Raw genomic sequence first — 23,688 nt, 5'->3', positions numbered from 1 at the left:
GATTGATATTTGAACAAAGTATTTTTTATTTAATAATTTCAGTTAATAGTTGTCGTACCCGAGAATTTTAAAGGTCTATAAAATGAATAATATGAAAAAAAATATTCTATACTTGGTGTATAGTAAAGGTATATCTCGAATAGGAGATGTTATGTTTGACTATGCTAATAACAGATTTCTTGCAGGGATCAATCCAACGTCACTATCGTTGGTTGCTATCTATCAATCATTAGAAAGTGTGATAGGAGTTCTATTTAATTTATTCGGTGGAGTCATTGCAGATAGCTTCAATCGGAAAAAAATTATTATTGCTACAAACATCTTATGTGGTCTTTCTTGCATAACTCTTTCATTTATATCCCAAGAACAATGGTTGGTTTATGCGATAGTCATAACAAATGTCATTTTGGCTTTTATGAGTGCTTTTTCAGGGCCATCATACAAAGCTTTTACGAAAGAAATTGTAAAAAAGGACAGTATATCACAACTTAATTCATTGTTAGAAACAACAAGTACTGTGATTAAAGTAACAATTCCTATGATTGCAATTTTCTTATATAAGTTACTTGGAATACATGGTGTGTTATTATTAGATGGATTATCGTTTTTAATTGCTACCTCACTAATTTTCTTCATTACTCCTGTAAATGAGGAGGTGGAGACAAAAGAGAATATGACGATAAGAGGAATCTTTGATGATTTAAAAATAGGATTTACGTATGTATATAGTCATAAACAAATTCTTATTATAATTGCCCTTTCAGCACTTGTTAACTTTTTTCTAGCAGCCTATAATTTGTTGCTGCCATACAGTAATCAAATGTTTGGAAGTATTTCAAGTGGGCTATATGGAACCTTTTTAACAGCCGAAGCGATTGGTGGCTTTATTGGTGCGATATTAAGTGGATTTATCAATAAATCCTTGTCAAGCAAACGTTTAATGCTCTTTTTAGCATATTCAGGTTTGATGTTAATGCTAGTAGCGCCGCTCTATTATATGTTCCGCAACGTCATTATTTTAGCCTTTTCTCCAGCATTATTTAGTCTATTTCTTTCCATTTTTAATATCCAATTTTTCTCTATTGTTCAAAGAGACGTAGATAATGAGTTTCTTGGCAGAGTATTTGGAATCATCTTTACGGTAGCTATTCTTTTTATGCCACTAGGTACTGTTTTTTTCTCAGTAGTTTTAAATCCTAACAATACTTTTAATCTTTTTATTATTGGTGTATCTATTACGATATTATCGCTAATATTCAGCACGCTATTGAAGAGGTATGATAGAAATTGATAGATGATAAAAATATCTGATATAGAGAATTTAGAGCGCCTTTGGAATTTAATCAATCACAGTTGAATGTGAAGGGCAATCTGTTTTATAAGAATACAATCAAGATATCATTATGCTATTTTTTTAGTTCAGTTAAAATATTGAGAAGTATTACTTTTATTTAAAAAGCATCATAAAGGACTCCAATTAATTACTAATGATTTTTCTAATTTAATTTTGTGGTTATTGACAAATAAAGTCTAGTTAATTGCTTTGAAATCCATGGATTGGTTTATATACATCTGTTAATGCAACGGATAATTTTATTGATAAGTAGGGAGTGGCTATTATTCAACTTTTAGGTTCTGAAAGTAAGAGATTCATCTTAGAAATATCATGTTGAGCATTTTTCAATTTGCTGGTTAGTAGTAATCTGGACATCATTAATCCCTTCCTTAACAAAATTATGTGACTTTTGTTACCGGATTACTGCTGATTTTTTAATAGCTTATAACATTTTTAGACGGTTAATAGATTTTGACCGTCTTTCTTAATATTGTCTTACCTATAATAGATATGCTTATGAGATATGTTTAATAGATTAATTTTAGTTCAAAATGTCCAGTTAGGACACTTTGAATGATTTCTTAGTTTTATATATTATACTTTTCTCAGGAGAAAGCTAGATGTACAGACGTTTGAGAGATTTGAGGGAAGATCACGATTTGACCCAAAAACAAATAGCTAAAATACTTTCGTTTACAAACTCAGCTTATGCTAAAATTGAACGGGGTGAGCATACGTTAACAGCAGATGTATTGGTAACTCTCTCAAACTTTTACGATGTCAGTACAGACTACCTATTGGGATTGACAGATTTTCCTGATAAAATTCGCTTTAGAAAATAATCTCCTCAATTTCATAGAGTGTGAAAATGAGGAGATTATTTTATTTGGTTCTTTGACAATTAAATAGTCCAAAATGGTACTTTCCTCATTTGTGGAGCAGTTTTGAATGGCTCGCCATGATAAGAGCGATATAAAAACCATCAATAAAATAGAGCGATACTTTATATGCCATGATACAAATGATATACAATGATACTTCTGACCGTTCAGGCTGCCACCGTAAAAGAGCAGCAAGTGAAATTCTTATGATGACTTCATCAGTCATGCCATGGAGGTGAAAAAATCTAAGAAAGGAAGTAGTAAAATCATGGAAACAGTAAACTATAAAGATTTAGTTGCGATTGGTTTTCCAGAGCACACATCGAGGAATATTATTAGACAAGCAAAAAAGATTGCTGTAAAAAAGTTTGAAGAAGCTAGAAAAAATGATAAGAATGCGGTACAATTAGGATGTTCACCTTTCGATAATAAAAGGTTAGGCATTGCTCCTAAAAATATTGTAGAAAATTTAATTGGTATTTCTTTTTCAGATATAGAAGGTGAGAAAAATGGTTATATCAAAGACAAAGAAATATAAAGGTGTATACAAAGATTCAAAAGGAAAAATATATTTTCAAATTGAATTAGGAGTTGATCCAATAACTGGGAAAAGAATTCAAAAGAAAGGAAGGAAAAATCAACAGGGACTACCGTTTAATTCTTTTAAGGAAGCATATGAAGAGATACTTCGTTTAAAACATGAATTTGTGAACTCTACTATTAATAATAGTTTTCTAACTTTTAGAGAGTTTATGGAAGAGATTTATTTAAAATATTATCAACAAAAAGTTCAATTTGTAACTTATCAGACCGCTTTACCACATCATCAGTTATTTATTAAGCAATTTGGTAGTAAAAAATTATCAGATATTAGTACTATTGACTGTGAAAGATTTCGCTTAGCTATTATAGACAAGTATTCTAGTAACTATGCTAAAAATATGTGGTCTAGATTTAAAGCATGTCTGGGCTATGCAGAAAGATTGGGTTATATTGATAGAGTTCCTTTTAAAGGATTAGATAATCCTAGAGGAAAGCACCCTGATACAAAATTTTGGACATTTGATGAATTTAAGAAGGTAATAAACTCTTTTGATATTAGTGAGTATGAGGGACTCCATAATTACATGACGATCTGGCTATATTTTATGACTGGCTTAAGAGTTAGTGAGGGTATTGCTCTTAAATGGGAAGATATTGATTTTGAACGTAAATGGATTCATGTTCATTCGACAATTGAGAAAGACAAAAACGGTGTATGGTATGCTAAACAACAAACAAAGACAGTAGCAGGGAATCGTAAAATTGATTTAGATGATTTTACGATTACAATACTTAAAAAATGGCGAGAAGTTCAAATCAAGAATGATGATAAAGATTATGTAATATCACGTTTTGGTGCCCCCTTGTGTAAGTCTACAATTTCTAGGATAATAAAAAGGCATGCTAAGATTACTGGTGTACCAGAAATTACAGGTAAAGGTTTAAGACATAGCCATGCCTCTTATCTTATAAATGTGTTACATAAGGATACTTTATACGTTTCATATCGATTAGGACATGCTGATAAGTCAACCACGTTGAATACATATAGTCATTGGTATTATTCAGGTGATTCAACAATTTCAGAAGAGATTACAAGCAGTTTAGATAATCTTGGATTATCAATTTACCTACCAAATTCCTGCCAGAGTTGAAAATTGAGGAATTAACCCACTAATACTGGGAGAAAATAGGATTTGCAAATTGTTACTCTTAAATAATAGAGCAACTACATTAGTAGCTTAAAAACATGATTAAACCGCTATTCTTAGGATTAGCGGTTTTCTTTATAATTGAAAAGAGAAAATTTATAAAGTGTCTCCAGTTGTTCCATAAGATTTTCATCATAAAGTTCTGGAGTTTGATTAGAGAACCATGTCAATCAAACTCCAACGATCGATAAAGCGATGATGTATCTGTGGAAGGAGATGATGTTTGCTAAGGTATTTTTTGCAGAAATAGTGGTACAATATCCTTAGAATAGTTCAAAATTTATCTTTGCTAGGGGAAAGGGAGATTGAACTCCCTGATGCATCCGTCTTAGTATGGGATTAATGTCCTATAAAAAGGAAATGTTATAAAGGTGATATTGATGGAAAGATATGAATTTACAGCGACAACAGCAAAATCAGATATAATAATTGGTATCCTTTTTCCCATGTTCCTCATGCTTCCTGTATTGGGAATACAGTTGGCTATATTCTATTTAAAACTGAATGATTTTTTTAAATCACAACCTCTTTTTCTTTATACGATAGTATTAGTATTTTTTGGTATTAGTTTTCTTTTAATTAAAAAAATACAAGGTAGTCTAGTGAAGAATTTTGTCGTAGAATTATCTGGAAGAAATATTAGGATTTGGTGTGATGGAAAGGAGATTGTATCAGGAGAAGTTATTTTCTGTAGGATAAAAAATAAGGAGCCTAAACTGGGGGCGAGAGCCTTAAATGTAGACATAGACACCAAGGGGGATAACATTAAATTTCGAGTTCGGTCTAAGGAATATGAAAATTTATCATCTTCTACTTGGAATCCTCTCGGGACAAGCAAACCCTCTGATGTAGAAACGTTATTATCTTTGGGCAAAAAAATAAAAAATGTTATGGAAGAAGAAGTTTTGATAGAAGATGAAGCTTCAAAAAAACCTCGATCGTTTTGATTGAGGTTTTTAGCATATTTCTTAAACAATACCTTGTGCAATCATAGCATTGGCTACGTTTTCGAAGGCAGCAATGTTTGCTCCTGCAAGGTAGTCAGTACCAAGACCATATGTTTCAGCAGTTGTTTTAGCTGTGTTGAAGATGTTGGTCATGATGTCTTTGAGACGTCCATCAACTTCTTCACGGGTCCATGAGAGGCGAAGGCTGTTTTGGCTCATTTCAAGCGCTGATACAGCTACACCACCAGCGTTGGCAGCTTTGGCTGGTCCGTAAAGGATTCCGTTTTCTTTGTAGACTTTAATCGCATCAAGGTCGCTAGGCATGTTGGCACCTTCTGATACGAAATACCAGACTCAACACATTCCTCTGAAAGCGAAGTATCCTGGAGGATTTGATGCCTTGTTCCTGCTTGGCTCTATGAATCAGTTGCCCGCAACTCTCTCAGAAAAGGATAGACCAGCTATCGACGCTCTGAGCTCTGATCAACTCTGGCAGGACTGTCAGGAAACCATCAAGAGGAGTATCGGTCTTTTTGAGCAAGCTGGCTATGATTTAGAGGTTGAGGATTACCATTTTACTATTCTATTGGGCAACCCTGAAAAGGCCATGTTACAGCTCAATAAGGATTATAGCGGAGATGGTGGAATTCCAGGTTATCTCATGCTTAGTCTGCTACCGAATGACTATACTTTGCCACGTGTGCGAGCCGCGTTGGCTCACGAGTGCAACCACAATGTCCGCTTCCAATTTATCAAATGGAACCAGCAGACGACACTAGCAGACTGGGTAGTCAGTGAAGGATTGGCAGAGTCTTTTGCAGCTGAGCTTTATGGCAAAGATCTCATCGGATCTTGGGTCACTTCAACCAGTCCAGAGCAGTTAGAAGAGATTAAGCCCATCATCTCAAGTCAGCTTCAGCTAACAGGGATGGCGGAAATGGCTCCTTATCTTTACGGTGATGAAATAGCTGAGATACAGGGTCAGATACCAGTCGGTATGCCCTATGCTGCAGGCTATGCTTATGGCTATCATCTGATACAAGCTTATCTGAAAAAGACTGGCAAGAGCATTATTGAGGCCACAGTAACACCGACAGAAGAAATTTTAGAGGCTACTAAAGATTTTTGGAAATGACACTTTTGCTTGCAAATCTGCCAGAGTCTGATATAATGAAAGTAATTTTGGGAGGTGACTATATGCACTATAAAAGAGTTGAATTAAAAGTCACAAATCAAGGTATCCATGAGCGCAAGATTTTTCAAGGTGTTAAGATTTTCAGTCGTAGCAAACTATCCAAAGATCAGAAAAACATTCTAACACAGAAGCTTTACCTGACTCCGAAGCAAAATATTGTTTACTATCAACGAACAGATATCAATTATGAGCAGAATTGGCAACATCATAAGGACTATTACGAACTAGCTTATGACCAGTTGGACAGAGAGACTGTTTTTAAGGTTTGTCAAGATTTTGACGAACTAAGTCCTTTTCTGGAGAATGAGCTACTGGAGAAGCTAAAAGAAAAGCAGTCAACAGGCAAATTTTTTGAAAAATTAGATATATAAAAATCCGGCTGCTTTTATAAGCAGTCGGATTTCTTTGAGTTATAGTTTGATAATCTTTCATAAGGAAAAATAGATCTATTTTTATCATGAACAGCTAACTTAGTTAGAACTTTTGGAAACAGTATAGTTGAAATCTATGAAGAATAAGCATATAATTAAGAAAAATGATTGAGTGCTCACTCAATTTTTTTAGATGTGTAAGGAGTTCATACAATGGTTGTTCAAGCAATACAATATAGTCGTTTCGGTGATGAAGAAGTGTTAGATTTAGTGAACATTAAATCTGATTCTTTGAAAGTGAATCAAGTTAGGGTAGAAGTTTATGCAGTTGGTTTAAATCCTATTGATTATAAAACTTTTGAAGGTGCAAAGCCACTCCGATTTCTATCTTTTATGACAAAACTAAGGAAGCCAAGTCATTGGTTTGAGTCAAAATCATCTCTTTTTCCAAGAGGTATTGGTCGGGATTTTGCTGGAGTTATCACAGAAGTTGGTGAAGGAGTAAGTCGGTTTGCAGTAGGTGATAAGGTTTTTGGAACAATGATCAGTGACCCTGGATTAGGCACCAAGAGGGGAGCTTTGGCAACAGAAATTTGTGTCAATGAATCAGAAATTGTGTTGAAGCCAGAGATGATTGATATGAACCATGCAGCTACTATGGGTGTAGCCTCTCTAACAGTGGGAGGTGCTTTTAGAAAGATTGAGCTAAACTCTAAAGATGTTGTGGTTATTTCAGCAGCAGCAGGAGGTATTGGAAGTATCGCAGTACAGTATGCGGTTGCTAAGGGTGCAACAGTTATCGGAATTGCAAGTAAGAAAAATTCAGAATATCTGAAGTCCTTAGGTGCTATACCAGTAGCTTACGAAGAGAACATCCAGAATGCTCTTCTATCAGCAAGTGCAAAGCCAATTACAAAATTCTTGGATTGCTATGGAAGTGATTATGTTAAATTGGCTTTCAGTTTGGGATTGAAGGGCATGGCTATTGGAACTCTAGTACCTTCACCATATGTTATGATAAAAGGTGCCCAGTTCACAGGTCCGAGACATTCCACATATGATGATTTGAACACTCTAGCGGAAATGGTCTCAGAAGGGAAGGTTCGGCTGAATATTGACCAGGTTTATGATTTTTCTCTAAAGTCTGTTAGAGAGGCATATCGTAGCCTGAAGTCGGGACATACTCGAGGTAAGAAAGTTGTAAAAGTAAGAGAGTAGCAGAGAGGTGCTAGTAATGGAAAGTTTAGAAGAAAAGTATGCCCAGACATTAGAAAATAGCAACCTGAGTTTAAAACAACGTCAAGTATTATTATCAAGTCTAAAGCTATTTTCAGAAATTGGCTTTGAAAATACAACAGCCAGCCTTATTGCTAAGGAGGCTGGAGTTTCAGAGGGGACAGTTTTTAGTTACTTTAAAACCAAGGAAGGAATATTAGAAGCTATTCTGTCAACTTTTCTCGAACAAGTTATTCCAGATGTAATTGCTGATTTTTCTGAGAAGAAATTTACAGCAAACCAAGAGTCTTTTCCACTATTTTTGAGAAGCATTGTTCGAGATAGACTAGTTTTCATTCAGAAGAATCAAATGCAAGTTAAGATTCTCTTGAGTCGTTCTTTTATTGATAATACTATTGCTAACCAGTTAGGGAATGTTATTGTTCACTCTATTATTAGTCCAATTAGCCCAATTCTGAATCAGTTTAAAGAGAAGGGCCTTATCAGAAATTGGTCAAACGAAAGGATCGTTCGCTATATTTTAGCCTTGAGTCTTTCTTATGTTCTCCCAATGATGTTGAATGATAATGAGGAACTAGATATAGATGAGGCAGTAAATGAAATAGTCGAATGCCTGTCTTTTGCCTTAGTAGAAGTAAAATAAATCTTGATTCTAAGCTTACTATTTTAAATAGTGAACTTTTTTGAAGTCAACCTAAAAATCCCCAATCATAGTGATTGAGGATTGAGCAAATGAATCTTAAACAATACCTTGGGCAATCATAGCGTTGGCTACGTTTTCGAAGGCAGCGATGTTAGCTCCTGCAAGGTAATCAGTACCAAGACCATATGTTTCAGCAGTTGTTTTAGCTGTGTTGAAGATGTTTGTCATGATGTCTTTGAGGCGTCCATCAACTTCTTCACGGGTCCATGAAAGGCGAAGGCTGTTTTGGCTCATTTCAAGGGCAGATACAGCTACACCACCAGCGTTGGCAGCTTTGGCAGGTCCGTAAAGGATTCCGTTTTCTTTGTAGACTTTAATCGCATCAAGATCGCTTGGCATGTTGGCACCTTCAGATACACAGACAACGCCTTGGGCAACCAAGCGTTTAGCTGCTTCACCATTGATTTCGTTTTGAGTCGCACATGGAAGAGCGATGTCGTAGTTCCCAGCGTAAGTCCATACAGAACCTTCATGGTAAGTAGCAGTGGCTTTTTCAGCAGCGTACTCAGTCAAACGTGCACGACGGTTATTCTTCACATCTGCTAGAAGGTCGAAGTCGATACCATTTTCATCAATGACATAACCATTTGAGTCAGATACAGAGATAACAGTTGCACCAAGTTCAGTTGCTTTTTGAAGAGCATATTGAGCTACGTTACCAGAACCTGAAATAACCACTTTTTTACCAGCAAAACTGTTACCATTAGCTTTGAGCATTTCTTCAGTATAGTAAACCAAACCGTAACCAGTTGCTTCTGGACGAATCAAGCTACCACCGAATCCAAGAGGTTTACCAGTCAAGACACCAGCATCAAATTGGTTAAGGCGTTTGTATTGTCCGTAAAGGTAACCAATTTCACGTCCACCAACACCGATATCGCCAGCTGGGACGTCAAGTGATGGTCCGATGTATTTTTGCAATTCTGTCATAAAGCTTTGGCAGAAGCGCATCACTTCAGCATCAGTCTTTCCTTTAGGATCGAAGTCTGATCCCCCTTTACCTCCACCGATTGGAAGGCCAGTCAAGACGTTTTTAAAGATTTGTTCAAATCCGAGGAATTTCAAGATCCCTTGGTTTACAGTTGGGTGGAAACGAAGTCCGCCTTTATATGGTCCAACAGCTGAGTTGAATTGAACACGGTAACCACGGTTCACTTGGACTTTTCCATCACGGTCAACCCAAGGAACACGGAAAGAAATCACGCGCTCAGGCTCGGTGATACGTGCCAAGATGTTTTCTTCAATATACTCAGGATGTTTTTCAAAGACAGGCTCCAAGGTACTGAAGAATTCCTCAACCGCCTGGAGAAATTCAGCCTCGTGCCCATTACGAGCTGTTACAGTTTCAAACACGCTTTGGATATAGTCTTTAGCAGATGTCATATCGTTCTCCTTTTTGTTGTTATATTTTATTACATGAGCCATTATAGCAGAAATTTTTTTGAGTGTAAAGAAAAAAACAGAAATTTTCTAAAAATTCTTTCAATTTACAAAACCGAACGTTTTAGATAGAAATTAGTTTCTCAAAGAGAAAATTTGAAAGTATGGTATAATATTAGAAATAAAAGGAATCTGGAGGATCAGAATCATGGTATTAACGAAAACACAAATAGCTGGCTTTGAGTTTGACAATTGCTTGATGAACGCAGCAGGTGTGGCTTGTATGACAATAGAGGAACTTGAAGGAGTCAAAAACTCAGCAGCGGGAACCTTTGTCACGAAGACAGCGACCTTGGAATTTCGTCAGGGAAATCCTGAACCACGTTACCAGGATGTTCCACTTGGTTCTATCAACTCTATGGGCTTGCCAAATAATGGTTTAGACTATTATCTGGACTATCTTTTGGACTTGCAGGAAAAGGAGCCAAACCGTACTTTCTTCCTATCTCTAGTCGGCATGTCTCCAGAGGAAACACATACCATCTTGAAAAAAGTCCAAGAGAGTGAGTTTAAAGGACTGACAGAGCTTAATCTCTCTTGTCCAAATGTTCCAGGAAAACCTCAGATTGCCTATGATTTTGAGACAACAGACCGTATCTTGTCTGAAGTCTTTGCCTACTTTACCAAACCTCTTGGGATCAAATTGCCACCTTATTTTGATATTGTTCACTTTGACCAAGCGGCTGCTATTTTCAACAAATATCCACTCAAGTTTGTCAACTGTGTTAACTCTATCGGAAACGGCCTTTATATAGAAGACGAGTCTGTCGTGATTCGTCCTAAAAATGGTTTTGGTGGCATTGGTGGAGAGTATATCAAACCGACTGCTCTTGCTAATGTGCACGCCTTCTACCAACGTTTAAATCCTCAAATCCAAATCATCGGAACGGGTGGTGTTCTAACGGGTCGTGATGCTTTTGAACATATCCTCTGTGGTGCTAGTATGGTGCAAGTAGGAACGACTCTCCACAAGGAAGGTGTTGGTGCTTTTGAACGAATTACCAATGAACTGAAAGCTATTATGGCGGAAAAAGGGTACGAGAGCCTAGAAGATTTCCGTGGGAAATTGCGCTATATTGATTAAGTTTAATAAAAAATAAGAAGAAAGGAGAGAAGATGCTAGCCATTGAAGACAGTCAGAAGTTGACTTTATCAAATCTATCTAGCTTGAACCTATTTACAGGGACAGATCAGGGCCAGTTTGAAGTTATGAAGAGTCAAGTGTTGAAACAGATTGGTTATGATCCAGCTGATCTCAATTTTGCTTACTTTGATATGAAAGAAGTAGCTTATAAAGACTTAGAGTTGGAGCTGGTCAGTCTCCCTTTCTTTGCGGATGAGAAAATCGTGATATTAGACCATTTTGTCGATATTACAACAGCCAAGAAACGTTTTTTAACAGATGATGAGCTCAAGTCATTTGAAGAATACCTTGATAACCCTTCGCCGACGACTAAACTCTTGATTTTTGCAGAAGGAAAGTTAGATAGTAAAAGACGGATGGTCAAATTGCTCAAACGAGATGCGACAGTATTTGATGCTATTGAACCCAAGGAACAAGAACTGCGCCAGTATTTCCAAAAATGGAGTCAGACACAAGGTCTGCAGTTTGTGGGGCAATCCTTTGAAAATCTACTCATCAAGTCTGGTTTTCAATTTAGTGAAATCCAGAAAAATCTCCTTTTTTTGCAGTCTTATAAGTCCGATGGAGTGATTGAGGAGAAGGATATTGTCGAGGCTGTTCCCAAGACCTTGCAGGACAATATTTTTGATTTGACTCAGTTTATCTTGGGTAAAAAGATTGACCAGGCGCGTGACTTGGTTAGAGATTTGACCTTGCAAGGGGAGGACGAAATCAAGCTCATAGCTGTCATGTTAGGACAGTTTCGAACCTTTACTCAGGTGAAAATTTTATCAGAGACTGGTCAGACGGAATCGCAGATTGCAAGCAGTCTGGGAACTTACTTGGGACGCAATCCTAATCCTTATCAAATCAAGTTCGCGTTCAGAGATTCGAGAGGGATTTCCTTGGCCTTTCTCAAACAAGCAATTTCTTATTTGATTGAAACAGACTACCAGATTAAGACAGGTGTCTATGAAAAAAGTTACTTGTTTGAAAAGGCACTCTTGCAGATTGCGACTGAGGCAAATTGAGCAAAAAACTTGAAAAAAGAGGATGATTGCGTTATCATTTTCATATAGAAAGAAAAAGAGGTATTACAGATGGCTATTATCTTACCAGATCTTCCATATGCATACGACGCTTTGGAACCATATATCGATGCTGAAACAATGCACTTGCACCATGACAAGCACCATCAAACCTACGTCAACAATGCGAATGCTGCTCTTGAAAAACACCCTGAAATCGGTGAAGACCTTGAAGCCTTGCTTGCTGATGTAGAATCTATCCCAGCTGATATCCGCCAAGCGCTTATCAATAACGGCGGGGGACACTTGAACCACGCTCTTTTCTGGGAATTGATGACTCCTGAAAAAACAGCTCCTTCAGCAGAACTTGCAGCAGCAATCGATGCAACATTTGGTTCATTTGAAGAGTTCCAAGCAGCCTTTACAGCAGCAGCTACAACTCGCTTCGGATCTGGATGGGCGTGGTTGGTTGTCAACAAAGAAGGGAAGCTTGAAGTAACTTCAACAGCAAACCAAGACACACCAATCTCAGAAGGCAAAAAACCAATCTTGGGCTTGGACGTTTGGGAACATGCTTACTACGTGAAATACCGCAACGTGCGTCCTGACTATATCAAAGCTTTCTTCTCAGTTATCAACTGGAACAAAGTAGATGAGCTTTACGCAGCAGCAAAATAAAAAAATAGGAAGGGAAGAGCCATTCTTCTCTTTTTGCTTTATATGGCAGAAGTCTGACAAAATCGTCAGACTTTTTTCATTTTTATGAGAAATGTGCTAATTGCCAGAAATTATGGTAAAATAGAGTGTTAAGTAATCGTGGAAAAGGAAGACTATGCGTAAAGAAATTGCACCTGAATTATACAACTATAACAAGTTTCCTGGCCCAGAATTTCAGGTAAATGGGGATAAGGTTGAGACTGAAGGGATTGCTTTTACCTTGGTTGAAAATATCAAGGATGCTTTCGATGTGACAGTCTTTAATCAGCGCTTTTCAGAAGTGTTGACCAAGTTTGATTATGTCGTGGGGGACTGGAGCAATGAACAGCTCCGTCTACGTGGCTTTTATAAAGACGACCGAACAGAGGAAAAAAATGAAAAGATCAGTCGCTTACAAGATTATCTTTTAGAGTACTGTAGTTATGGCTGTGCCTATTTTGTCCTTGAAAATCAAGCACCGAAGCGTGCTTCATTTGACAAGAAAATGCGTAAAAAAGAGGAGGAAAACCCTTCTAGAAGAGGCAAGAAACCTTCGCAAAACAAGAGAAAACCAAATGCGGATAAGCGAAATAGACGTCGTCATAAGGACCAAAAGTCTCAGAAAGAGGACAAGGGACAGCGCCATTTTGTCATTCGTCAGAAATAGATAGAGAATAAGGAGAAGAGATGAAACCGTCTATTTATAGTTTAACACGTCAAACCATGCAAGAATGGGTATTAGAGCAAGGAGAAAAGAAATTCCGTGCAGATCAAATCTGGGAATGGCTCTACCGTAAACGTGTCCAGTCATTTGAAGAAATGACCAATCTTTCCAAGGATTTGATTGCTAAGCTCAATGAGCAGTTTGTCGTAAATCCTTTGAAACAACGAATTGTGCAAGAGTCAGCTGACGGTACCGTTAAGTATCTTTTTGAGTTGCCAGATGGCATGTTGATTGAGACAGTACTGATGCGTCAACACTACGGTTTGTCAGTCTGTGTGACCACTCAGGTCGGTTGTAATATCGGTTGTACCTTCTGTGCCTCTGGTTTGATTAAGAAGCAACGTGACCTTAATAACGGGGAAATCGTAGCGCAGATCATGTTGGTTCAGAAATACTTTGATGAGCGTGGTAAGGACGAACGTGTCAGCCATATCGTTGTCATGGGAATTGGTGAACCATTTGATAACTACAACAATGTTTTGAATTTTGTCCGTACCATCAATGATGACAAGGGAATGGCTATCGGTGCTCGTCACATCACAGTTTCAACTTCAGGTTTGGCCCATAAAATTCGTGACTTTGCTAATGAAGGCGTACAGGTCAATCTCGCTGTTTCCCTTCACGCACCCAATAATGAATTGCGCTCAAGCATCATGAAGATCAACCGTGCCTTTCCGATTGAAAAACTTTTTGCAGCCATTGAGTACTATATCGAAACAACCAATCGCCGTGTGACCTTTGAATACATCATGCTCAATGAAGTCAACGACGGTGTTGAACAAGCCTTGGAGCTGGCGGAATTGCTCAAAAATATCAAGAAATTGTCTTATGTAAACTTGATTCCCTATAACCCAGTTAGTGAACATGACCAATATAGCCGTAGTCCTAAAGAGCGCGTGATGGCCTTCTACGATACCCTCAAGAAAAAAGGGGTCAACTGTGTTGTTCGTCAAGAACATGGTACTGATATTGATGCAGCTTGTGGACAATTACGCTCCAATACAATGAAACGTGACCGCCAGAAGGCAGTCGCAGCGGTAAATCCATAAAATGACTAAAAAAAGAGAATTAACCTTAAGATTGGGAGTGGCTGTTTATAGCCTATGCATTGTCTGTTTTTGCTTCACTCCCCAGCCTCAACTTCCTACAGGAGTGGAAACTCCAGGTATTCAAACTTTTGGACGCCTGGTTTTTCTTTTAACTCCTTTAAACTCCCTTTGGAATCTGGGTGAAGTGACCAGTTTGGGACAAGTCATTTGGATCTTTTTGCAGAACATTTTAAATGTCTTCTTGCTCTTCCCACTAGTCTTTCAACTGCTCTACCTCTATCCAAACTTACGAAAAACGAAAAAAATCCTATTTTTCAGTTTTCTTCTGAGCTTAGGAATTGAATGCACGCAGCTGGTCTTAGACTTTTTCTTTGATTTTAATAGGGTCTTTGAGATTGATGATTTGTGGACCAATACCTTGGGTAGCTATCTGGCTTGGCTCCTCTATAAAGGATTGCATAAAAACAAGATAAGGAATTAGAATGAGTATTTTAGAAGTTAAAAATCTGAGTCACGGTTTTGGTGACCGTGCAATTTTTGAAGATGTGTCTTTCCGTCTCCTCAAGGGAGAACACATCGGTTTAGTCGGTGCCAATGGTGAGGGAAAATCAACCTTTATGAGCATCGTGACTGGTAAGATGTTGCCAGATGAAGGGAAGGTGGAGTGGTCCAAATATGTGACTGCTGGCTATCTGGACCAGCACGCTGTGCTAAAGGAAGGTCAAACTGTTCGTGATGTGCTCCGTACGGCCTTTGATGAGCTATTTAAAGCAGAAGCACGTATCAATGACCTCTATATGGAGATGGCGGAAGACGGAGCCGATATCGATGCGCTGATGGAAGAAGTTGGCGAACTCCAAGACCGTTTGGAGAGTCGTGACTTCTATACTTTGGATGCTAAGATTGATGAAGTAGCGCGTGCTCTCGGTGTCATGGACTATGGCATGGATACGGATGTAACAGCATTATCAGGTGGACAAAGAACCAAGGTCCTTTTGGCTAAACTTCTCCTTGAAAAACCAGATATTTTGTTGCTTGACGAGCCAACCAACTACTTGGATGCTGAACACATTGACTGGCTCAAGCGTTATCTCCAAAACTATGAGAATGCCTTTGTTCTTATTTCGCATGATATTCCTTTCCTCAACGACGTAATCAATATCGTCTACCATGTGGAAAATCAACAGCTGACGCGTTACTCTGGTGACTACTACCAGTTCCAAGAAGTCTATGCTATGAAAAAATCTCAGTTGGAAGCGGCCTATGAACGCCAACAGAAAGAAATTGCCGACCTCAAAGACTTTGTTGCCCGAAATAAAGCCCGTGTTGCAACACGAAATATGGCCATGTCTCGTCAGAAGAAATTGGATAAGATGGATATTATCGAACTTCAAAGTGAAAAGCCAAAACCATCCTTTGATTTCAAACCAGCTCGTACGCCTGGGCGCTTTATCTTCCAAGCCAAGGACTTGCAGATTGGTTATGACCGTCCCCTTACCAAGCCTTTAAACCTCACCTTTGAACGCAATCAAAAGGTTGCTATTATTGGGGCAAATGGTATCGGGAAAACAACTCTCCTGGAGTCTCTCTTGAGCATTATTCCGCCAATCGCTGGGGAAATTGAACGTGGCGACTACCTTGAACTTGGCTACTTTGAGCAGGAAGTAGAAGGGGGTAATCGTCAAACACCACTAGAGGCTGTCTGGAACGCCTTTCCTGCACTTAACCAAGCAGAAGTTCGGGCTGCCCTTGCTCGTTGTGGTTTGACAACTAAGCATATCGAAAGTCAAATTCAGGTCTTGTCGGGTGGAGAACAAGCCAAGGTGCGCTTCTGTCTCTTGATGAATCGTGAAAACAACGTTTTAGTACTTGACGAACCTACCAACCATTTGGATGTGGATGCTAAGGATGAACTCAAACGGGCTCTCAAAGAGTACAGAGGAAGTATCCTCATGGTCTGTCACGAGCCAGATTTCTATGAAGGCTGGATGGACCAAATATGGGACTTTAACAAGCTAACTTAAAAATGAGGAAAAAAGAAATACAGTATCGAATGCGGATACTGTATTTTTAGGTTGTTTAGGATTTAAAATCGTAGTCTTTCACCACTTCGATACTATCAATGGTGATAGCAGTAGTTGGTTTGTCTTTCTCATCCTTTTCAACCTTGGCAATCTTATCAACAACATCCATGCCCTCGATCACTTGACCAAAGACAGGGTGTTTGCCGTCTAGACTAGGATTTCCGCCTTCTTTATAAGCTTCGATGATTTTTTTAGGATACTTGCTTGTAGGAAGTTTAGCAGAAATATCTGTTGAGTTTTGGTTGATGAAAAACTGGCTACCGTTGGTGTTTGGTTGACCAGTGTTAGCCATAGCAAGTGCACCTCGGATATTGTACAGGTAAGGAGAGATTTCATTTTTGAAACCAGTTCCCTTGTCCTTTGTTTTATCCTTATCATGCCAGATGGATTGGCCACCTGTACCATCTCCTTTAGGATCTCCAGTTTGTACCATAAAACCATCAATTACACGGTGGAAGGTGATACCGTTATAGTAGCCTTCCTTAGCGTGAGTAAGGAAGTTTTCAACTGCTAGCGGTGCTAGTTTTGGAAAAAGTTTGATACGTACATCGCCTTGATTTGTGTGTAAAATGACTTCGGCTTCATCTTGAGCAACTTCTTTAGAAAGTTGAGGGAAGTTGGCATTTTCATTGGTGAGTGCGTCATTTAAATCTTTGGCAGCCTGCGCAGCTGCTTTTGAGCTTTCTTCAGCTGAGATACTAGAGTCGACATAGTCATCACCACGGAGACCTCGTTGGATACTAGTACATCCAGCAAGGGCAATAGATGATAGTAAAAGAAGGGTTGCTAGTTTTTTCATTATTTTCCTCTCAAAAATTCATTTCTACCATTGTACCCTAAAAGGGAGGTGATTTCAAATTTTAGTGATAAGACAATTTACTGAAAATTGCTTTAATTAGAGATTTTTCTTCGGATGTCGGTCGATAATTTCCTGTTACTATTCCAGTATCTGCTCTCCCTTAGGAGTTAATCCGTAGCTACGAATCGAAAAGTGAGTTGCTAATTCTTCTTCTGTCAAGTTGTAATGAAGGACTTGGTCCAGATCTGCAGCCTTTATCTTAGACAGTCCTAATAATTGTTAAATTATAGATTCTTTAAAATCAAATTTTTTTGAAGATTATTTTTACTCTAAAAATTGACTCCGAAATCAATTTATGCTATATATAAATAAATATATATTTAGAGGTGTATATATGCTTGGTTATTATTATTGTTCTTTAAATACTTTTTTAAATATTATTAAGAATAAACAAATTTATCTTTCGGATCCATTAAAGATGAATGATAGTTTAGAAATAAAATGGTATCTTGAAAAATTAAATAGTGAAGACACTACTTTAAGTGGAGTGGATTTTGATTTGCCAGAATCAATTTTTGAAATGATGAAATTGCGTTCACATTTAGATTTTACTTTTGAAGAACTTATGAAAAAATTAGATTCTAGAGGACAGAAAAGTGTTTACATTAGCTGTTTTTCTAAAGAACCGGATATATTGAGCCAATGGAGAGCCTACGCAGAAGATGGGACGGGGGTTTCTATAGGATTTAATCTAGAGAAATTGAGTGCTGCATCGAATATACTTCTTGAAGAAGTAATTTATACTAATGGCGTAGTTTACGATAGTAAAGAAAATGATGTGGAAATAATAGCTGATCAAACAGATGTAGTGATAAGAGAAAAAAATGTTACTAAAAAAGAAGAGCAACTAGAGATTTTTTTGCACGAGTTAATTCCAGAACTTGCAAAATATAAAAATCGAGCATTTGAAGAAGAAAAAGAAGTTCGACTTATTTATTGTGATGATTTGAAATTTGAGACAATAGTTAACAGTTATGGTGCTTTTCATGAAAAATGGAATCCAGTAGAATTAGAACATGATTTTAGAATTACAGGGGATAATAATATTACCGAGTTTGTTAAATTAGATTTTGACCCGTCAGCAATCGAAGAAATATACATAGGTCCTAAATGCGCATTAAGTGAAAGTGATGTCAGTAATATTATTAATAAAATAATAGAAAAAAAAGTAAGTGTACAGAAATCTAAGGCTAGCTATAGATAAAACTCTATAAAATCTATATTTTTTTAGTCCGTGTAATAGATACTGGTATTTATTGTTTATAGACTTTAGTTAAGAAATTTTTAGATGTTTTAGAAAAATGATACTCTGTCAAGTTTTTTTCTTGACACTTGTCAAAAATCTGCTATAATAGAACATGTGCTAAATAGCTCAGCTATTTCACCGAAATAAAAAATAAGAAAAGAGACATTAAAAAATGGCAGTTAAAATCCGTTTGACTCGTATGGGTTCTAAGAAAAAACCTTTCTACCGTATCAACGTAGCAGACTCACGTTCACCACGTGACGGACGTTTCATCGAAACAGTTGGAACTTACAACCCACTTGTTGCTGAAAACCAAGTAACTTTGAAAGAAGACCGCGTTCTTGCATGGTTGGCTGATGGAGCTCAACCTTCAGATACAGTTCGTAACATCCTTTCAAAAGAAGGCGTATTGAAAAAATTCCACGATTCTAAATTCTCAAAATAAGTTTAAAGTAGGTTGACAGATGGATACGATTGAAAATCTCATTATTGCGATTGTGAAACCTTTGATTTCACAACCTGATGCCTTAACTATTAAGATTGAAGACACACCAGAGTTTTTGGAGTATCACTTGGATCTTGACCAGAGCGATGTTGGTCGTGTTATTGGTCGTAAGGGTCGCACTATCTCAGCGATAAGAACGATTGTCTACTCTGTCCCAACTGAAGACAAGAAAGTAAGAATCGTTATCGATGAAAAATAAAAAAAGCGGGACAGATGTCTCGCTTTTTTTGAGGAGGAGAAGATGAAAGATTTAACGATCAGACAATTACAAGCCTACTTACTCGAACATTACCAGCGGTCTCAATCGTGACTGGTAGTCTCTCTATCTATGCTATTGTTCGCCTCGGAGCATCATCCGTCAGTGTCTTTGGTAATCTTGGAACAGTTTTGACCATTCTAGCCGGAGCTTATCCTCCACGAACCAATTTTTAGTTACCATGTGTTCGGAGCAACTTTGATTATTGCTGGAATTTTAGGCATGAATCTGATGAGAAAAAAGTAAAGATTGCTTAGCAGCCTTTTTCTTTATCTAAATAATGCAGAAAATTCAAAATTTTTAATGAAATCAAATTTAGAGAACGATGACTTTAATATAGCATGATAAAATAGATAAAAGAATGATACTAGGATAAAGAGGAGAGAGTGTAGAAATGAAGCAAAATGATATAGCTGAAGCTATTGCCTTTTATAACAGAAAACACGAGATGTTAGAGCGTCACACTATACCAGTCTTAGATTGTGATTTGGTTGTTTATCATCGCCCTGGATGCTCAAGTAAAGGGCATATTATTTTCTATCATGGAGCTTGTGGACGTAGTCAGATGTGGGCCCACCAGTATGATGCTTTTGATGGATTTGACCTTTACTTTGTCAATGTTCGAGGGCAGGGGGAATCACCTATGAAAGTTGGCCTACCTGACTTAGAAGGTGCTGTTCAAGATGTAGATGCTATTTTGTCCTATTTCCAGCTAGATAAGGTGATATTGGTCGGACATTCTTGGGGAGGAAATCCACTTCAAGAGTATACCTATCGTCATCCAGATCGAGTTCTAGCCTTGGTCATGGTAGATAGTTGGGGACAGCATCGTTACCTATCGGATAAAGAGAGAAATCGCATAAAATATTCTTCTCTTATGTATAAAACGATTCCTTGGAAGGTGATTGCAGATAAGAACTCAAAAATGTGTACAGATAATCCTATCACAAGAGAATTGGTCAAGACGGCCATTATAGAAACCGGACGAGATGTTTTTTTGAACCTTGGTATCACAGGTTTTTTGGCTGTCCATGAGATAGAAGGTTATCATGGAAATCCCCCTATGCTATTAGTAAGAGGTGAAAACGATTTTCCCAAACACCTAAAAATAATCTATGATGGTATCATTGCCTTGAATCCCAATGCGCGTCAAGTAACGATTTCAGATAGCAAACACCAACCGATGAATGACCACCCTAAAGAGTTTAATCAGATAGTTGGTGAATTTTTTGAAGAAGTAGTAGCCTTGTAAGATAGGACCTATCCAACTTGTGAAAATCCCTAGAACGTGATAAAATAAAGGATAGAAATAGATACAGGAGACAAGATGAACTACTTTAATGTTGGGAAAATCGTTAATACGCAGGGTCTACAGGGTGAGATGCGAGTCTTGTCTGTGACGGATTTTGCAGAAGAACGATTTAAAAAAGGGGCAGAGCTGGCTTTATTCGATGAAAAAGATCAGTTTGTTCAAACAGTGATCATCGCTAGCCACCGTAAGCATAAGAATTTTGACATTATCAAATTCAAAGACATGTACCATATCAATGCAATTGAAAAGTACAAGGGTTATAGTCTCAAGGTCGCTGAGGAAGATTTGAACGACTTAGACGATGGGGAATTCTATTATCACGAGATTATCGGTTTGGATGTTTACGAGGGAGATAACTTGATAGGAACTATCAAGGAGATTCTGCAACCAGGAGCCAATGATGTCTGGGTGGTCAAGCGAAAAGGCAAGCGAGATTTGCTTTTACCTTACATTCCGCCAGTAGTTCTCAATGTTGATATTCCAAACAAGCGGGTCGAAGTGGAAATCTTAGAAGGGTTAGACGATGAAGATTGATATTTTAACCCTCTTTCCTGAGATGTTTTCTCCGTTGGAGCACTCGATTGTTGGAAAGGCTCGAGAAAAAGGGCTCTTGGATATCCACTACCATAATTTCAGAGAATACGCTGAAAAAGCCCGTCACGTGGACGATGAACCTTACGGAGGCGGTCAGGGGATGTTGCTCCGTGCTCAACCCATTTTCGATGCCTTTGATGCCATTGAAAAGAAAAATCCCCGCGTCATTCTTCTTGATCCTGCTGGGAAACAGTTCGATCAAGCTTACGCTGAGGATTTGGCTCAGGAAGATGAACTGATCTTTATTTGTGGTCACTATGAAGGGTATGACGAGCGCATCAAGACCCTGGTAACCGATGAGATTTCCCTAGGAGACTATGTCTTGACTGGAGGAGAATTGGCGGCCATGACCATGATTGATGCGACTGTGCGCTTGATACCAGAAGTGATTGGTAAGGAGTCTAGTCACCAGGACGATAGCTTTTCTTCAGGACTTCTCGAATATCCTCAGTACACTCGCCCTTATGACTATCGTGGCATGGTGGTTCCAGATGTGCTCATGAGTGGGCACCATGAAAAAATTCGCCAGTGGCGACTGTATGAGAGTCTAAAGAAAACGTACGAGCGCAGACCTGACCTGCTAGAAAACTATCAACTGACAGCAGAGGAAGAAAAGATGCTGGCTGAAATCAAAGAAAACAAAGAATAAAGGAGAACCTTATGCAAGTAATCAAACGTAATGGAGAAATTGCTGAATTTGATCCAGATAAAATTTACCAAGCTGTCCTAAAAGCAGCTCAAACAGTTTATGTTTTGACCGATGACCTGCGTCAAAACTTAGCTCAAGTTACTAAAAAAGTCGTTTTGGACTTGGAAGAAGCAAAAGTGGAACGTGCGACTATCAGCATGATCCAGTCAATGGTTGAGCACCGCTTACTTGGAGCTGGCTACATTACCATTGCAGAGCACTATATCTCTTATCGCTTGCAACGCGATTTGGAGAGAAGTGGTTATGGCGACCATATCGCCGTTCATCTTCATTTTGAACAAATCCGTTAAGAAAAAGAGTGGGATGCAATGAACATCTCACTCTTTCTTAAATAGACTTTTCTGAGCTTGTTGTACGGTTGAGGGAACAAAACGAAGCCGTTTAATATCACTGATACGAATGATTCGAGTCACGTTTTTTGAAAAATTCTTGACGATAATTTGTTGGCGATTGGCGTCGTGTTTGATAATATCACCCGTAAAACTTGTTTCTGCAAGTATCACATGAACAGCCGTCTTTTTCTGGATGGCTTGTTCAATCATAGCAGTGAGGGAGTTGTCCTCGATTTTAGGATGATCATCATTCCCATTGAGAAAACTATGTAGTTTATCTAGAACTAGTTGGAATGCCTGTCTCATAGAATCCTCCCTCCTTACATATCCACATTATATAAAATTTTTCTAAAAACTACAAGATTTTTCGAATAATCTAATGAAAACTTAAAAGGAGAACAAAATGGCAGAATTTACATTTGAAATCGAAGAACACTTACTGACCCTGTCTGAAAATGAAAAAGGATGGACCAAGGAAATCAATCGCGTCAGCTTTAATGGAGCCCCTGCAAAGTTTGACATTCGCGCTTGGAGCCCAGATCATACTAAAATGGGCAAGGGAATTACTCTTACAAATGAAGAATTTCAGGTAATGGTGGATGCCTTTAAAGGCGGGAAATGAGAGAAGGATAGTGAATTTTACTCACTATCCTTTTCTTGTAAAATCATATAGTCTCGAAGAGATATTGTTGTTAATAGGAGAAACGTTTTTTTAAACTTTTCTGGTGGAGTAGGGTTCTCTTTTCGTATCCAAGCTTCAATAAAAGTGATAATCATGTTTGTGACGACATAGGTCATGTCATCTTCACTAAAATCAAATTCCTTGTTGTAGTGGACATTCTTTAGAATCCATTTTGAATAAGTATCTCTTAGGAACTCCTTCCAACCAGGATCTGCTTGAGTTATAAAAAGTGTTCGAATGATATTCCTATTTTCATAGATCAAAGGAATCGCAAAATTTGCAAAACACTCAATCGGATTTCCATCCCTTCTTGAACAATAATTATTAAATATCTGGAAAATTTGTTGATCTGCTTGTTCGTGAATATATTTGATAATATCATCATAGTTATGAAAATATTTTTGATAAATCGCTTGTCTTGAAATACCAGCTTTTTTAGCAATTTCACTCATTGTGAAGGAACTACTTTGAGGATTTTGTTTAGCTAGTGATATAAAAGCAGAAACGATAGAATCTCGAGTATCTTTAGTCATAAGTGTCCTTTCTATGAAATAAATTGTGAATAGGCATTAATTAAAATATTAGATAAAATTGACAACTTAAAAGAAACTGTTGGTAAAGAATTA

The 23,688-nt window shown here is 37.8% G+C and carries 27 protein-coding genes and 3 pseudogenes; 25 read left to right on the top strand and 5 right to left on the bottom strand.

Annotated features, from left to right (window positions below; all coding sequences use genetic code 11):
• The first annotated feature begins 82 nt into the window (after positions 1-82).
• The 5 genes from M1F56_RS07015 to M1F56_RS06995 all read left to right on the top strand — a co-directional run bounded on the left by M1F56_RS07015 (position 83) and on the right by M1F56_RS06995 (position 4,918).
• Positions 83-1,291 carry an MFS transporter gene (locus tag M1F56_RS07015; protein ID WP_037612953.1) on the top strand — a complete coding sequence of 403 codons (1,209 nt, stop codon included), beginning with the start codon at positions 83-85 and terminating at the stop codon, positions 1,289-1,291.
• Positions 1,292-1,956: 665 nt separating this feature from the next.
• On the top strand, positions 1,957-2,178 hold the full coding sequence (locus M1F56_RS07010) for a helix-turn-helix domain-containing protein (protein ID WP_016397755.1): 222 nt from the start codon (positions 1,957-1,959) through the stop codon (positions 2,176-2,178).
• 307 nt (positions 2,179-2,485) lie between these two features.
• Complete coding sequence (locus M1F56_RS07005) at positions 2,486-2,755, top strand: DUF3173 family protein (protein WP_000450956.1); 270 nt, start codon at positions 2,486-2,488, stop codon at positions 2,753-2,755.
• The gene (locus M1F56_RS07000; protein ID WP_037612959.1) at positions 2,727-3,914 is read left to right on the top strand and encodes a tyrosine-type recombinase/integrase; all 1,188 of its coding nucleotides are present in this window, start codon (positions 2,727-2,729) and stop codon (positions 3,912-3,914) included. Before M1F56_RS07005 ends, M1F56_RS07000 begins: the two co-directional genes overlap by 29 nt.
• Before the next feature lie 437 nt (positions 3,915-4,351).
• Positions 4,352-4,918 carry a hypothetical protein gene (locus M1F56_RS06995; RefSeq protein WP_000443019.1) on the top strand — a complete coding sequence of 189 codons (567 nt, stop codon included), beginning with the start codon at positions 4,352-4,354 and terminating at the stop codon, positions 4,916-4,918.
• 21 nt (positions 4,919-4,939) lie between these two features.
• Here the strand turns inward: M1F56_RS06995 and M1F56_RS06990 are convergent.
• Positions 4,940-5,260 (bottom strand): annotated as a pseudogene (locus M1F56_RS06990) (NADP-specific glutamate dehydrogenase); the annotation flags it as partial.
• On the opposite strand from M1F56_RS06990, the pseudogene M1F56_RS06985 reads away from it, so the two are divergent.
• From M1F56_RS06985 to M1F56_RS06970, 4 genes and pseudogenes are all read left to right on the top strand, one after another.
• Positions 5,241-6,053, top strand: a pseudogene (locus M1F56_RS06985) (DUF2268 domain-containing protein); the annotation flags it as partial. The pseudogenes M1F56_RS06990 and M1F56_RS06985 sit on opposite strands and share 20 nt — an antisense overlap.
• A gap of 62 nt (positions 6,054-6,115) precedes the next feature.
• Positions 6,116-6,484: an EXLDI protein gene (locus tag M1F56_RS06980; protein ID WP_213988041.1), complete on the top strand. Its 369-nt coding sequence runs from the start codon at positions 6,116-6,118 to the stop codon at positions 6,482-6,484.
• A 213-nt stretch (positions 6,485-6,697) separates the two neighbouring features.
• Entirely contained in the window at positions 6,698-7,702 is a 1,005-nt protein-coding gene (locus tag M1F56_RS06975) for an NADP-dependent oxidoreductase (RefSeq protein WP_247917293.1), read from the top strand.
• 16 nt (positions 7,703-7,718) lie between these two features.
• Positions 7,719-8,363, top strand: coding sequence for a TetR/AcrR family transcriptional regulator (locus tag M1F56_RS06970; RefSeq protein WP_247917292.1), 645 nt, complete (start codon positions 7,719-7,721; stop codon positions 8,361-8,363).
• 96 nt (positions 8,364-8,459) lie between these two features.
• Here M1F56_RS06970 and gdhA read toward each other — a convergent pair whose 3' ends face one another.
• Positions 8,460-9,806, bottom strand: a complete 1,347-nt coding sequence (gene gdhA, locus M1F56_RS06965; protein ID WP_247917291.1) for an NADP-specific glutamate dehydrogenase — start codon at positions 9,804-9,806, stop codon at positions 8,460-8,462.
• A 205-nt stretch (positions 9,807-10,011) separates the two neighbouring features.
• Between gdhA and M1F56_RS06960 the strand changes: the two genes are divergently transcribed.
• The 7 genes from M1F56_RS06960 (at position 10,012) to M1F56_RS06930 (ending at position 16,507) form a co-directional block, all read left to right on the top strand.
• Positions 10,012-10,947, top strand: a complete 936-nt coding sequence (locus M1F56_RS06960; protein ID WP_247917290.1) for a dihydroorotate oxidase — start codon at positions 10,012-10,014, stop codon at positions 10,945-10,947.
• A 32-nt stretch (positions 10,948-10,979) separates the two neighbouring features.
• Entirely contained in the window at positions 10,980-12,017 is a 1,038-nt protein-coding gene (gene holA, locus M1F56_RS06955) for a DNA polymerase III subunit delta (RefSeq protein WP_247917289.1), read from the top strand.
• Positions 12,018-12,086: 69 nt separating this feature from the next.
• Positions 12,087-12,692, top strand: coding sequence for a superoxide dismutase SodA (sodA, locus tag M1F56_RS06950; protein WP_000974733.1), 606 nt, complete (start codon positions 12,087-12,089; stop codon positions 12,690-12,692).
• Between the two features lie 154 nt (positions 12,693-12,846).
• Positions 12,847-13,377: a YutD family protein gene (locus tag M1F56_RS06945; protein ID WP_084874176.1), complete on the top strand. Its 531-nt coding sequence runs from the start codon at positions 12,847-12,849 to the stop codon at positions 13,375-13,377.
• A gap of 20 nt (positions 13,378-13,397) precedes the next feature.
• A complete protein-coding gene (gene rlmN / locus M1F56_RS06940) occupies positions 13,398-14,483 on the top strand; it encodes a 23S rRNA (adenine(2503)-C(2))-methyltransferase RlmN (RefSeq protein WP_247917288.1) in 1,086 nt (361 codons plus the stop codon).
• A gap of 1 nt (position 14,484) precedes the next feature.
• The gene (locus M1F56_RS06935) at positions 14,485-14,964 is read left to right on the top strand and encodes a VanZ family protein (protein ID WP_247917287.1); all 480 of its coding nucleotides are present in this window, start codon (positions 14,485-14,487) and stop codon (positions 14,962-14,964) included.
• 1 nt (position 14,965) lies between these two features.
• Positions 14,966-16,507: an ABC-F family ATP-binding cassette domain-containing protein gene (locus M1F56_RS06930; RefSeq protein WP_247917286.1), complete on the top strand. Its 1,542-nt coding sequence runs from the start codon at positions 14,966-14,968 to the stop codon at positions 16,505-16,507.
• 55 nt (positions 16,508-16,562) lie between these two features.
• Here the strand turns inward: M1F56_RS06930 and M1F56_RS06925 are convergent, their stop codons facing one another.
• A complete protein-coding gene (locus M1F56_RS06925; protein ID WP_247917285.1) occupies positions 16,563-17,366 on the bottom strand; it encodes a peptidylprolyl isomerase in 804 nt (267 codons plus the stop codon).
• A 394-nt stretch (positions 17,367-17,760) separates the two neighbouring features.
• Between M1F56_RS06925 and M1F56_RS06920 the strand changes: the two genes are divergently transcribed.
• From M1F56_RS06920 to M1F56_RS06890, 8 genes and pseudogenes are all read left to right on the top strand, one after another.
• Positions 17,761-18,630 carry a DUF2971 domain-containing protein gene (locus tag M1F56_RS06920; RefSeq protein WP_247917284.1) on the top strand — a complete coding sequence of 290 codons (870 nt, stop codon included), beginning with the start codon at positions 17,761-17,763 and terminating at the stop codon, positions 18,628-18,630.
• A 214-nt stretch (positions 18,631-18,844) separates the two neighbouring features.
• Entirely contained in the window at positions 18,845-19,117 is a 273-nt protein-coding gene (gene rpsP / locus M1F56_RS06915) for a 30S ribosomal protein S16 (protein ID WP_000268760.1), read from the top strand.
• A 19-nt stretch (positions 19,118-19,136) separates the two neighbouring features.
• Positions 19,137-19,376: an RNA-binding protein KphA gene (gene kphA / locus M1F56_RS06910; RefSeq protein WP_000379617.1), complete on the top strand. Its 240-nt coding sequence runs from the start codon at positions 19,137-19,139 to the stop codon at positions 19,374-19,376.
• A gap of 101 nt (positions 19,377-19,477) precedes the next feature.
• A pseudogene (locus M1F56_RS09760) lies at positions 19,478-19,679 on the top strand (EamA family transporter); the annotation flags it as partial.
• A 148-nt stretch (positions 19,680-19,827) separates the two neighbouring features.
• Entirely contained in the window at positions 19,828-20,685 is an 858-nt protein-coding gene (locus M1F56_RS06905) for an alpha/beta fold hydrolase (protein ID WP_247917283.1), read from the top strand.
• 75 nt (positions 20,686-20,760) lie between these two features.
• Complete coding sequence (gene rimM, locus M1F56_RS06900; RefSeq protein WP_247917282.1) at positions 20,761-21,279, top strand: ribosome maturation factor RimM; 519 nt, start codon at positions 20,761-20,763, stop codon at positions 21,277-21,279.
• Positions 21,269-21,988 (top strand): tRNA (guanosine(37)-N1)-methyltransferase TrmD, encoded by a 720-nt coding sequence (gene trmD, locus M1F56_RS06895; RefSeq protein ID WP_025172349.1) that lies wholly within the window; start codon positions 21,269-21,271, stop codon positions 21,986-21,988. The genes rimM and trmD overlap by 11 nt, the downstream gene beginning before the upstream one ends.
• A gap of 11 nt (positions 21,989-21,999) precedes the next feature.
• On the top strand, positions 22,000-22,338 hold the full coding sequence (locus M1F56_RS06890) for an ATP cone domain-containing protein (protein WP_001196045.1): 339 nt from the start codon (positions 22,000-22,002) through the stop codon (positions 22,336-22,338).
• A 27-nt stretch (positions 22,339-22,365) separates the two neighbouring features.
• Here the strand turns inward: M1F56_RS06890 and M1F56_RS06885 are convergent, their stop codons facing one another.
• Positions 22,366-22,686 carry a hypothetical protein gene (locus tag M1F56_RS06885; protein WP_247917281.1) on the bottom strand — a complete coding sequence of 107 codons (321 nt, stop codon included), beginning with the start codon at positions 22,684-22,686 and terminating at the stop codon, positions 22,366-22,368.
• A gap of 97 nt (positions 22,687-22,783) precedes the next feature.
• Between M1F56_RS06885 and M1F56_RS06880 the strand changes: the two genes are divergently transcribed.
• Positions 22,784-23,002, top strand: a complete 219-nt coding sequence (locus tag M1F56_RS06880) for a YdbC family protein (RefSeq protein WP_084920649.1) — start codon at positions 22,784-22,786, stop codon at positions 23,000-23,002.
• A gap of 17 nt (positions 23,003-23,019) precedes the next feature.
• Here the strand turns inward: M1F56_RS06880 and M1F56_RS06875 are convergent, their stop codons facing one another.
• Complete coding sequence (locus M1F56_RS06875; RefSeq protein ID WP_247917280.1) at positions 23,020-23,595, bottom strand: TetR/AcrR family transcriptional regulator; 576 nt, start codon at positions 23,593-23,595, stop codon at positions 23,020-23,022.
• Positions 23,596-23,688 lie beyond the last annotated feature (93 nt).

The sequence above is a fragment of the Streptococcus oralis genome, assembly GCF_023109005.1.
GTDB lineage: Bacteria > Bacillota > Bacilli > Lactobacillales > Streptococcaceae > Streptococcus > Streptococcus oralis_BU.
Note: the sequence above shows the minus strand (reverse complement) of the source record. Positions and strands in the feature narration are given on the sequence as shown.

Excerpts from the sequence above, each read along its gene's own strand:
- M1F56_RS06935 (WP_247917287.1), top strand. The coding sequence starts at position 14,485 with ATGACTAAAAAAAGAGAATTAACCTTAAGATTGGGAGTGGCTGTTTAT.
- kphA (WP_000379617.1), top strand. The coding sequence starts at position 19,137 with ATGGATACGATTGAAAATCTCATTATTGCGATTGTGAAACCTTTGATT.
- trmD (WP_025172349.1), top strand. The coding sequence starts at position 21,269 with ATGAAGATTGATATTTTAACCCTCTTTCCTGAGATGTTTTCTCCGTTG.
- M1F56_RS06970 (WP_247917292.1), top strand. The coding sequence starts at position 7,719 with ATGGAAAGTTTAGAAGAAAAGTATGCCCAGACATTAGAAAATAGCAAC.
- M1F56_RS06875 (WP_247917280.1), bottom strand. The coding sequence starts at position 23,595 with ATGACTAAAGATACTCGAGATTCTATCGTTTCTGCTTTTATATCACTA.
- rimM (WP_247917282.1), top strand. The coding sequence starts at position 20,761 with ATGAACTACTTTAATGTTGGGAAAATCGTTAATACGCAGGGTCTACAG.
- M1F56_RS06920 (WP_247917284.1), top strand. The coding sequence starts at position 17,761 with ATGCTTGGTTATTATTATTGTTCTTTAAATACTTTTTTAAATATTATT.
- rlmN (WP_247917288.1), top strand. The coding sequence starts at position 13,398 with ATGAAACCGTCTATTTATAGTTTAACACGTCAAACCATGCAAGAATGG.
- M1F56_RS06880 (WP_084920649.1), top strand. The coding sequence starts at position 22,784 with ATGGCAGAATTTACATTTGAAATCGAAGAACACTTACTGACCCTGTCT.
- M1F56_RS07015 (WP_037612953.1), top strand. The coding sequence starts at position 83 with ATGAATAATATGAAAAAAAATATTCTATACTTGGTGTATAGTAAAGGT.
- rpsP (WP_000268760.1), top strand. The coding sequence starts at position 18,845 with ATGGCAGTTAAAATCCGTTTGACTCGTATGGGTTCTAAGAAAAAACCT.
- M1F56_RS06975 (WP_247917293.1), top strand. The coding sequence starts at position 6,698 with ATGGTTGTTCAAGCAATACAATATAGTCGTTTCGGTGATGAAGAAGTG.
- M1F56_RS06930 (WP_247917286.1), top strand. The coding sequence starts at position 14,966 with ATGAGTATTTTAGAAGTTAAAAATCTGAGTCACGGTTTTGGTGACCGT.
- M1F56_RS06905 (WP_247917283.1), top strand. The coding sequence starts at position 19,828 with ATGAAGCAAAATGATATAGCTGAAGCTATTGCCTTTTATAACAGAAAA.
- M1F56_RS07010 (WP_016397755.1), top strand. The coding sequence starts at position 1,957 with ATGTACAGACGTTTGAGAGATTTGAGGGAAGATCACGATTTGACCCAA.
- M1F56_RS06885 (WP_247917281.1), bottom strand. The coding sequence starts at position 22,686 with ATGAGACAGGCATTCCAACTAGTTCTAGATAAACTACATAGTTTTCTC.
- M1F56_RS06995 (WP_000443019.1), top strand. The coding sequence starts at position 4,352 with ATGGAAAGATATGAATTTACAGCGACAACAGCAAAATCAGATATAATA.
- holA (WP_247917289.1), top strand. The coding sequence starts at position 10,980 with ATGCTAGCCATTGAAGACAGTCAGAAGTTGACTTTATCAAATCTATCT.
- M1F56_RS06960 (WP_247917290.1), top strand. The coding sequence starts at position 10,012 with ATGGTATTAACGAAAACACAAATAGCTGGCTTTGAGTTTGACAATTGC.
- M1F56_RS06980 (WP_213988041.1), top strand. The coding sequence starts at position 6,116 with ATGCACTATAAAAGAGTTGAATTAAAAGTCACAAATCAAGGTATCCAT.
- sodA (WP_000974733.1), top strand. The coding sequence starts at position 12,087 with ATGGCTATTATCTTACCAGATCTTCCATATGCATACGACGCTTTGGAA.
- M1F56_RS06925 (WP_247917285.1), bottom strand. The coding sequence starts at position 17,366 with ATGAAAAAACTAGCAACCCTTCTTTTACTATCATCTATTGCCCTTGCT.
- M1F56_RS06890 (WP_001196045.1), top strand. The coding sequence starts at position 22,000 with ATGCAAGTAATCAAACGTAATGGAGAAATTGCTGAATTTGATCCAGAT.
- gdhA (WP_247917291.1), bottom strand. The coding sequence starts at position 9,806 with ATGACATCTGCTAAAGACTATATCCAAAGCGTGTTTGAAACTGTAACA.
- M1F56_RS07005 (WP_000450956.1), top strand. The coding sequence starts at position 2,486 with ATGGAAACAGTAAACTATAAAGATTTAGTTGCGATTGGTTTTCCAGAG.
- M1F56_RS06945 (WP_084874176.1), top strand. The coding sequence starts at position 12,847 with ATGCGTAAAGAAATTGCACCTGAATTATACAACTATAACAAGTTTCCT.
- M1F56_RS07000 (WP_037612959.1), top strand. The coding sequence starts at position 2,727 with ATGGTTATATCAAAGACAAAGAAATATAAAGGTGTATACAAAGATTCA.